General features: G+C 70.5%; 9 protein-coding genes. 7 read left to right on the top strand and 2 right to left on the bottom strand.

The annotated features are described in order from the left end of the window. Positions 1 to 36: 36 nt before the first annotated feature. Together ACLL81_RS05580 and ACLL81_RS05575 are read right to left on the bottom strand one after the other, a co-directional pair. Positions 37 to 435, bottom strand: a complete 399-nt coding sequence (locus ACLL81_RS05580) for a GFA family protein (protein WP_411287354.1) — start codon at positions 433 to 435, stop codon at positions 37 to 39. Continuing rightward, the gene (locus tag ACLL81_RS05575; RefSeq protein ID WP_411287353.1) at positions 432 to 1334 is read right to left on the bottom strand and encodes a LysR family transcriptional regulator; all 903 of its coding nucleotides are present in this window, start codon (positions 1332 to 1334) and stop codon (positions 432 to 434) included. The genes ACLL81_RS05580 and ACLL81_RS05575 overlap by 4 nt, the downstream gene beginning before the upstream one ends. 97 nt (positions 1335 to 1431) lie before the next feature. Between ACLL81_RS05575 and leuC the strand changes: the two genes are divergently transcribed. From leuC to ACLL81_RS05540, 7 genes are all read left to right on the top strand, one after another. After that, a complete protein-coding gene (leuC, locus tag ACLL81_RS05570; RefSeq protein ID WP_411287356.1) occupies positions 1432 to 2871 on the top strand; it encodes a 3-isopropylmalate dehydratase large subunit in 1440 nt (479 codons plus the stop codon). Continuing rightward, the gene (locus ACLL81_RS05565; RefSeq protein WP_411287352.1) at positions 2868 to 3716 is read left to right on the top strand and encodes a VOC family protein; all 849 of its coding nucleotides are present in this window, start codon (positions 2868 to 2870) and stop codon (positions 3714 to 3716) included. Before leuC ends, ACLL81_RS05565 begins: the two co-directional genes overlap by 4 nt. Then, a complete protein-coding gene (gene leuD / locus ACLL81_RS05560) occupies positions 3716 to 4327 on the top strand; it encodes a 3-isopropylmalate dehydratase small subunit (protein WP_411287351.1) in 612 nt (203 codons plus the stop codon). Before ACLL81_RS05565 ends, leuD begins: the two co-directional genes overlap by 1 nt. Further along, the gene (locus ACLL81_RS05555; RefSeq protein ID WP_411287350.1) at positions 4324 to 4554 is read left to right on the top strand and encodes a putative quinol monooxygenase; all 231 of its coding nucleotides are present in this window, start codon (positions 4324 to 4326) and stop codon (positions 4552 to 4554) included. The genes leuD and ACLL81_RS05555 overlap by 4 nt, the downstream gene beginning before the upstream one ends. Continuing rightward, complete coding sequence (gene leuB / locus ACLL81_RS05550; protein ID WP_411287349.1) at positions 4551 to 5603, top strand: 3-isopropylmalate dehydrogenase; 1053 nt, start codon at positions 4551 to 4553, stop codon at positions 5601 to 5603. The genes ACLL81_RS05555 and leuB overlap by 4 nt, the downstream gene beginning before the upstream one ends. 136 nt (positions 5604 to 5739) lie before the next feature. Next, positions 5740 to 6342 carry a response regulator gene (locus ACLL81_RS05545; protein WP_411287348.1) on the top strand — a complete coding sequence of 201 codons (603 nt, stop codon included), beginning with the start codon at positions 5740 to 5742 and terminating at the stop codon, positions 6340 to 6342. Further along, positions 6339 to 6815, top strand: a complete 477-nt coding sequence (locus ACLL81_RS05540) for a hypothetical protein (RefSeq protein ID WP_411287347.1) — start codon at positions 6339 to 6341, stop codon at positions 6813 to 6815. Before ACLL81_RS05545 ends, ACLL81_RS05540 begins: the two co-directional genes overlap by 4 nt. Positions 6816 to 6839 lie beyond the last annotated feature (24 nt).

Below are 6839 nucleotides of genomic sequence, written 5' to 3'. Positions count from 1 at the left end.
GGCTGTGGCGACACGGCCGCCGTTCTCGTGAGCGGTTCAGCGCGGCGCGCCCTCTGGATGCTGCGGCAGACCATCGTCGAGGCGCACCCAGGCGAGCTTTCGAGTGACCCAGATGTGCATGTCCGGCACGACGGCGGCCGGCTGGTCGAAGCTCGCCAGCGCCACGCCGATCCGAGCCGGCGGGTCATGCGGCTGCGCAAACACCGGGGTCCCGCAACGCGCGCAGGAGAGGCGATCCAGTCGGTCCGAGGACGGCCAGCGGCTGGTTTCGCCCTGCCAATGCAGATCGCCCGCCAGGAACATCGCCCGCGCAAAGAACGGAGCGCCCGTCGCGAGCTGGCAGCTCCGGCAATGGCAGATGCGGACATTGGCCGGGGCGGCGCTCGCCTGCCAGCGGACTTGGCCGCAGAGGCAGCCGCCTTCGAACAGCGTCACGGCCGCGCGGCGCGGGACTCGGCGGCGAAGGCGGTGAAACCCGCCACCAGGTGGTCGAACATCAGTCGCATGCGGCGGCTGGCCCGCAGGTTCTCGTGCATGACGATCCAGATGCCCAGGCTGAACACGGTGAGCTCCGGGATCACCGGGGTCAGGCCGTAGCGGCGGCCCAGCGCGTGCTGGCAGACGCCGATGCCAAACCCGGCGCGGATCGCCGCGAACTGGGCCAGGTCGCTGTCGCAGCGGAACGCGAAGATATCGCGGGTGATCGGCATGTTGATCGAGGTGATGGAGCGGGTCAGCGGCGGCAGGTTGTCGAAGCCGATCACCGTGTGGGCGCGAAGCTCGTCGACGCTTGCAGGTGCGCCGTGGCGGGCGAGGTAGTCGGGCGCAGCGTGGAAGCCCATGCCGATCTCGCCGGTCTTCTTGGCTACCAGGGCGCTCTGGGTGGGCGCGGCCATCCGCACCGCGATGTCGGCCTCGCGGCGCAAGAGATCGTCCTGCCCGTTGGAGAGGTTCAGCTCGATGTCGATCCCCGGATGCGCCTCGCGGAAGGTGGCGAGCATCGGGGGCAGCACCTCGACGCCAACCATCTCGCTGACGGTGATGCGCACCGCGCCCGTGACTGAGTCCGCTGCGCCCGAGGCGTCGCGCAGGGCGGCCGCGGCCGCCGCGGCCATCTCCACCAGGTGAGGCTTCAGTTCCACGGCCAAGTCGGTGGGCTGAAGCCCGCGGGGACTGCGGAGAAACAGCGGCGAGCCCAGGCGCTGCTCCAGGGTCTCGATGTGCCGGCCGAGCGTCGGCTGGGTCAGGCCGCGCAGCTTCGCCGCCGCCGACAGGCTGCCGGCCTCCAGCACCGCGTGCAGGCTCTGGAACAGGTCCCAATCGGTCGATGCCATGCGCCCGTGAATAGCTGAACCGGCAGCAGCCGCAAATGCGTTTGATTGAAGCTCATGGCGCTGGACGGGCGCGGGTCTGGGCTCCTACATGCCCACCATGCCCGCCAGGACCCTCTACGACAAGATCTGGGACGCCCACGTCGTCGACACGCCCACAAGCGATGGGGGGGACGGCGAGGCGATCCTCTATATCGACCTGCACCTGATCCATGAGGTCACCACCCCGCAGGCCTTCGCCGGCCTGCGCGCCGCCCACCGGCCGGTGCGCCGGCCCGACCGGACGCTGGCCGTGGCCGACCACAACGTGCCCACCGAGGGCCAGGCTCTGGGCGTCGGCGCGGTGGCCGACGAGGAGGCGCGGCTACAGCTCCAGACCCTGGAGCGCAACGTCGCCGACCACGGCATCGAGTTCTTCCCCATGGGCGACATCCGCAATGGCATCGTCCATGTGGTCGGCCCGGAGCAGGGCCGCACCCAGCCGGGCATGACCATCGTCTGCGGGGACAGCCACACTTCCACCCACGGCGCGTTCGGGGCGCTCGCCCAGGGGATCGGCACCTCCGAGGTCGAGCACGTCCTGGCCACCCAGACCCTGCGCCAGAAGAAGTCGAAGAACTTCCGGGTGAACATCGAAGGCGTGCCCGCCCCTGGCGTTGGCGCTAAGGACTTCGCCCTGGCGGTGATCGGCCAGATTGGCACCGCCGGCGGCACGGGCCACGTGATCGAATACGCCGGCCCCGCGGTTCGCGCTCTATCGATGGAAGGGCGCATGACGCTCTGCAACCTGACCATCGAGGCTGGCGCCCGGGCGGGCCTGGTGGCCCCCGATGAGACCACCTTCGACTACCTGCGCGGCCGTCCCGCCACTCCCAAGGGGGGGGCCTGGGAGATGGCGCTGCGCTTCTGGAAGGGCTTCTTCTCCGACGCCGACGCCCATTTCGACCGCGAGATCACCCTGGACGCCGCCGCCATCGCGCCGCTGGTCACCTGGGGCACCAGCCCGGAGGACGTGGTCGCCGTCACCGGCCGCACCCCGGATCCGGCGGCGCTGGCCGACCCGGCCAAGCGGGCCTCCGCAGAGCGCGCCCTGGAATACATGGGCCTGGAACCCGGCCAGCCGATCGCCGAGGCCAGGATCGACGTGGTGTTCATCGGCTCGTGCACCAACAGCCGCATCGAGGACCTGCGCGCCGCCGCCCAGGTGGTGCAGACCGCCTTCCTCAATGGCCGCCTGGTGGCCCCGCACGTCCGCGCCATGGTGGTGCCGGGCTCCGGCTTGGTGAAAGCCCAGGCGGAGGACGAGGGCCTCGACGCCATCTTCAAGGCCGCGGGCTTCGAGTGGCGCGAACCGGGATGCTCCATGTGCCTGGCGATGAACCCCGACCGCCTGGCGCCCGGCGAGCGCTGCGCGTCCACCTCCAACCGCAATTTCGAGGGTCGCCAGGGCCGCGGAGGCCGCACCCACCTGATGAGCCCGGAGATGGCCGCCGCCGCCGCCATCGCCGGCCATATCGCCGACGTCAGGGACTTCCTGTGATCACCGCCCTGGATCACGTGGCGCTGGTGGTGCGCGACCTGCACGCCTCGGTGGATGGCTACCGCCGCCTGCTGGGCCGCGAGCCCAACTGGCTGGGGGGGGACGGCGGGGCGCGCCACGCCTGGTTCCAGTTCCCCAACATGGCCCTGGACATCATCACCCCGCACGGCGAGGGCGCGTTCGGCGACCGCATGCGCGCGCATCTCGACGCCCATGGCGAGGGCGTCTGGGCGCTGGCCTTCACCGCCGAGGATCTCGAGGCGACCCAGCGGCTGATCACCCGGCGCGGCGTCCGCGCCACCGAGCCCTCGCTGACCCGCTCCACCCACGATGACGGCCGCAAGCGCTACTGGCTGGGCTGCACCGCCCACCCGGACGACACCGCCGGCCTGCAGATCCTGCTGATGGCGGCGCCCCGCGACGGCGTGCCGTGGCCGCTGTCAGAGCCCACCGGCGCGGGCGCGGTGGCGTCCCTGGACCATGTGGTGATCCACACACCCAACCCGGATCGGGCGCTGGCCATACATGGGGCGAAGCTCGGCCTCGACCTGCGCCTGGACCGGGTCAACGCCCAGTGGGGCGCGCGGCAGATGTTCTTCAAGGCCGGCGAGGCCCTCATTGAGGTGGGCGCCAGCCTGAAGGCGGCGGTCAGCGACGGGCCCGACAGCTTCGGCGGCTTGGCCTGGCGGGTGGACGATCCCGTCAACGCCCAGGCCCGCATCGCCGCGGCGGGCTTCGACGTCTCCGAGGTCCGCGCGGGCCGCAAGCCCGGCACCCACGTCTTCACCGTGCGCGACGCCCCCGCCGGCGTGGCGACCCTGATGCTCAGCGCGGAGCCCGTCTGATGGACGCCTTCACCCGCCTGGACGCCAAGGTCGTCCCCCTGCCGCTGGCCAACATCGACACCGACCAGATCATCCCCAAGCAATTCCTCAAGACCGTTGACCGCGGGGGGCTGGCCAAGGGGCTGTTCTACGACCTGCGCTTCGACGAGGCCGGCCGGGAGAAGCCGGACTTCATCCTCAACCGGCCGGAATACAAGGGCGCCGGCGTGCTGGTGGCCGGCGACAACTTCGGCTGCGGGTCGTCGCGGGAGCATGCGCCCTGGGCGCTGATGGACTTCGGCATCCGTTGCGTGATCTCCACCAGCTTCGCCGACATCTTCAACAACAACTGCTTCCAGAACGGCCTCCTGCCCGTGGTGCTGGCGCCCGACGAGGTCCGCCAGTTGATGGAGGAGGCCAAGGGCGGCAACCACCTGGTCACCGTCGACCTGGAGAGCCAGACCGTGGTGTCGCCATCGGGGGCCGTCTTCCACTTTGAGATCGACGCTCAGCGCAAGGAGAAGATGCTGAACGGCCTCGACGCCATCGGCGAGACCCTCCAGGTGGCGCAGGCCATCGACGTCTACGAGATGAAGCGGGCGCTGGCGCAGCCGTGGCTGGAGGACGCATGAGCCTGATCATCGCCGGTACGGTGCGCGTGCCGCCCGAGAACCTGGCCCACTTCCAGCCGCACATGCAGGCGATGCTGGCCGCCAGCCGCGCCGAGGACGGCTGCATAACCTCTTCCTACGCTGTCGACGTGGCCGAGCCCGGGCTGGTGCGGATTTTCGAGGCCTGGCGCGACCAGGCGGCCCTGCAGGCGCGCGCCGCACTAGCCTCAAGGCCCCTGCCCAGATGACCGACCTGCTGCTGCTGCCCGGCGACGGGATCGGGCCGGAAGTGACCGCCCAGGCCCGGCGCGTGGCCGAGGCCCTGACCCCGGACCTGACCATCGAGGAGCGCGCATTCGGCGGGATCAGCTACGACCGGCACGGGACCCCGCTCACCGAGGAGACCCTGGGCGCAGCAAGGGGCGCCCGCGCCGTGCTGATGGGGGCCGTCGGCGGTCCGCAGTGGGCCGGCGCGCCCAGGAACCTGCGCCCCGAAGCCGGCCTGCTGGCGCTGCGCGCCGGCATGGGGGTGTTCGCCAACCTGCGCCCCGCCCTGTGCTTCCAGCCCCTGGCCGACGCCTCCTCGCTGAAGCGCGAGCTGGTGGAGGGCCTCGACTTCATGATCGTGCGGGAGCTGACCGGCGGCATCTACTTCGGCGAGCCCCGGTTCATCGAGGAGCTGCCCGGCGGCGGCCGCCGCGCGGTGGACACGCAGGTCTATACGACCGCCGAGATCGAGCGTGTCGCCCGCGTCGCCTTCGAGCTGGCGCGCGGCCGGCGCAACAAGGTGACCAGCGCGGAGAAGTCCAACGTGATGGAGTCCGGCCTGCTGTGGCGCGAGGTGGTCACCGACCTGCACGCCCGGGAATTCGCCGACGTGACCCTGGAGCACATCCTCGCCGATAACGCCGCCATGCAGATCGTCAAGGCGCCCAAGCAGTTCGACGTCCTGGTCACCGACAACCTGTTCGGCGACATCCTGTCGGACGCCGCGGCCCAGCTCACCGGCTCGCTCGGCATGCTGCCGTCGGCGGCCCTGGGCGCGCCGGGAGCGCCCGGCCTCTACGAGCCGATTCACGGCTCAGCGCCCGACATCGCCGGCAAGGGTGTGGCCAATCCCCTGGCCGCGATCCTCTCCTTCGAGATGGCCCTGCGCTGGTCGCTGGACCGGACCGAGGCCGCCGACCGCCTGTTCGCCGCCGTCACCAGCGCCCTGGAGGCCGGCGCGCGGACACCCGACCTGGGCGGGACGCTTTCCACGACGCAGATGGGCGACGCGGTGCTGGCCGCGCTCTAGGTTCGTCGCGCCGATGTGCGGCCGAGTTGATGGAGCGCAACCTCAAGACGAAGTTAGCCCCGGCTGCGACCCCGCGTCGTGGAATTGGGGAGGGTCCGAAAGCCTTCCTTAACCACGACAGCCGCTATCTTACGCCATGGCGTTGGACCCCGCATCACGCTCTCGATTCAACCTAGATCGCGCGGCCGTCTTGCTGCTGGACGAGACGTCCGTCGGCATGTCCATCCTGGTGCAGATCGTCACCGGCCTGGGCGCCAAGACCCTCTACCGCTGCACGACCGTGGAAATGGCGCAGGAAGCTGCCGCCTCCCACGAACTGGACCTGGCGATCGTCGACGGCATGGCGCCCTCCGGCCGCGGCTACGACTTCGTCAAATGGCTGCGCAACAATGCGCAGGAGCCGAATTGCTACACCCCAGTCCTGCTGACCACCGCCCACACCCCGGCCAGCGACGTGGTGCGGGCGCGCGACTGCGGGGGCCACATCATCATCAAGAAGCCCATTGCGCCTATCGTCATGCTGGAACGGATCATCTGGGTGGCCAAGGAAGGCCGCCCGTTCCTGTTCACCGGGGGCTACGTCGGCCCCGACCGCCGCTTCCGCGACGACGGCCCTCCGGACGGGGTTGGCCGTCGCCGTGAGGACTTGATCGCGCAGGAGAACACCGCGAAGGAGACAGCTGCGATCTCGGGTGAGCCCGGCGACGCCGCCGACCCGGAGCCCCGCACAGCCACATGAGCAGCGTCCGTCTCGTCATTCCGAAGAACCGCCTGGCCCAGATCCTGCGGATGCCGGGCGGCCTGCCCGTCGCCGAGGCCCTCGAACAGGCGCAGGCCAACCTGGCGACCATCAAGCCCACCTGCCTGGCCGAGCTGCAAGCGCTGCTGGAGCTGGCCGACGCCTGTTTCGCGCGCCTGGAAGACGGCTTTGACGACGCCAACATGGCCGAGCTCTACGCCATCTCTGTGCGCGGCATCGGCGCGGCCGCGGTCTGTGGCGTGCCGACTGTCGACGACGCCCTGACCAGCTTTTGCGACCTCCTGGACCACCTGCGCACCAACCAGCGCTACGATCGGGCGGCGATCGGCGTGCACGTGCGGGCCTGGCGCCTGCTGATGAGCCCCGACCTGCCGCAAGCTGGCCAAGACGCCATCCTGGCCGGCCTGCGCAAGGTCAGCGCCCGCTACGCCTTGGGCGAGGCCGGGGGCTAATCCTCGATCGTCATCTGCGTCTGG

The organism is Phenylobacterium sp. (assembly GCF_046590535.1).
Taxonomy (GTDB): domain Bacteria; phylum Pseudomonadota; class Alphaproteobacteria; order Caulobacterales; family Caulobacteraceae; genus Phenylobacterium.
The sequence above is the reverse complement of the archived record's forward strand: the minus strand, read 5'-3'. Positions and strand labels throughout refer to the sequence as shown.

What these genes read in the sequence shown, in the direction of transcription:
- ACLL81_RS05575 (WP_411287353.1), bottom strand. Translation starts at nt 1,334, where the DNA reads ATGGCATCGACCGATTGGGACCTGTTCCAGAGCCTGCACGCGGTGCTG.
- leuD (WP_411287351.1), top strand. Translation starts at nt 3,716, where the DNA reads ATGGACGCCTTCACCCGCCTGGACGCCAAGGTCGTCCCCCTGCCGCTG.
- leuB (WP_411287349.1), top strand. Translation starts at nt 4,551, where the DNA reads ATGACCGACCTGCTGCTGCTGCCCGGCGACGGGATCGGGCCGGAAGTG.
- ACLL81_RS05545 (WP_411287348.1), top strand. Translation starts at nt 5,740, where the DNA reads ATGGCGTTGGACCCCGCATCACGCTCTCGATTCAACCTAGATCGCGCG.
- leuC (WP_411287356.1), top strand. Translation starts at nt 1,432, where the DNA reads ATGCCCGCCAGGACCCTCTACGACAAGATCTGGGACGCCCACGTCGTC.
- ACLL81_RS05555 (WP_411287350.1), top strand. Translation starts at nt 4,324, where the DNA reads ATGAGCCTGATCATCGCCGGTACGGTGCGCGTGCCGCCCGAGAACCTG.
- ACLL81_RS05540 (WP_411287347.1), top strand. Translation starts at nt 6,339, where the DNA reads ATGAGCAGCGTCCGTCTCGTCATTCCGAAGAACCGCCTGGCCCAGATC.